General features: G+C 71.5%; 1 protein-coding gene. It reads left to right on the top strand.

The window, feature by feature from the left end:
- On the top strand, nucleotides 1-1,290 hold a 1,290-nt coding region (locus ABH931_RS39645), incomplete at both ends, for a condensation domain-containing protein (protein ID WP_370124850.1).

Raw genomic sequence — 1,290 nt, 5'->3', positions numbered from 1 at the left:
CGACCGCCACGAAGCCCTGCGCACCGTCTTCCCCACCACCGACGGCGAGCCCTACCAGCAGATCATCCCCACCGACCAGCTCGACTGGCAGCTCAAGACCGCCCGGGTCGCCCCGGTCGAACTGACCGGCGCGGCTACGCGGGCGACGCAGTACGCGTTCGACCTGTCGACCGAGATCCCGATCAAGGCGTGGCTGTTCCTCGCCGGGGTGGGGGAGCCGGCGGTCCTGGTGATCCTGATCCACCACATCGCGGGCGACGGCTGGTCGATCGCGCCTCTGGGCCGCGACCTGGCCACCGCCTATGCCGCCCGTCGTGAGGGTCGGGCGCCGCAGTGGACCGAGCTGCCGGTGCAGTACGCGGACTACGCGATCTGGCAGCGTGAGCTGCTGGGCGACGACACGGACCCGGACAGCCTCATGTCGCGTCAGGTCGCCTACTGGCGCCAGATGCTGACCGGCTCACCGGAGGAGCTCGAGCTTCCCTTCGACCACCCGCGCCCGGCGGTCGCCAGCCGCCGCGGGCACAGCGTGCAGCTCCAGGTCTCCGGCGACGTGCACGCCCGCCTGCTGGAGCTGGCCAAGGCCGAGGGCGTCACGCTCTTCATGCTGCTGCAGGCTGCCCTCGCGGTCCTGCTGTCCCGCCTCGGGGCCGGCACCGACATCCCGATCGGCTCCGCCGTCGCGGGTCGCACCGACGAGGCGCTGGACGAGTTGGTCGGTTGCTTCGTCAACACCCTGGTCGTGCGTACGGACCTGTCCGGCGACCCGACCTTCCGCCAACTGCTGGGCCGCGTCCGTGAGGCTGGTCTGGGCGCGTTCGCGAACCAGGATGTTCCCTTCGAGCGCCTGGTCGAGGAGCTGGCCCCGAGCCGTTCCCTCGCCCGCCAGCCGCTCTTCCAGATCGTCCTCACGATGCACAACACCGGCGAGAACTCCCTGGAGATCCCCGGCCTCGAGGTCGAGCGCCTGCGGACGGAGCGCCCGGCAGCCAAGTTCGACCTCGACGTGATGATCGGCGAGGACTTCGACGCCGACGGCCGCCCGGCGGGCGTCCTCGGCAACGTGACCGCCGCCGCCGACCTGTTCGACCCGGAGTCGGTCCGCCTGCTGGCGGAGCGCTGGGCCCGCGTCCTGGACGTGGTCTCGGCACAGCCGCAGCTGGCTCTCAGCGCGGTGGACGTGCTCGACACGGTCGAGCGTGAGTCGGTGGTGGCGGGTTGGAACGCGACGGCCGGTGCTGTGTCTGCCGGGACGGTGGCGGGGTTGTTCGAGGCCCGTGCTGCTGAGGT

This window comes from Streptacidiphilus sp. MAP12-33 (assembly GCF_041261265.1).
Taxonomy (GTDB): domain Bacteria; phylum Actinomycetota; class Actinomycetes; order Streptomycetales; family Streptomycetaceae; genus Streptacidiphilus.
This window is presented reverse-complemented; position numbering and strand designations above follow the sequence as displayed.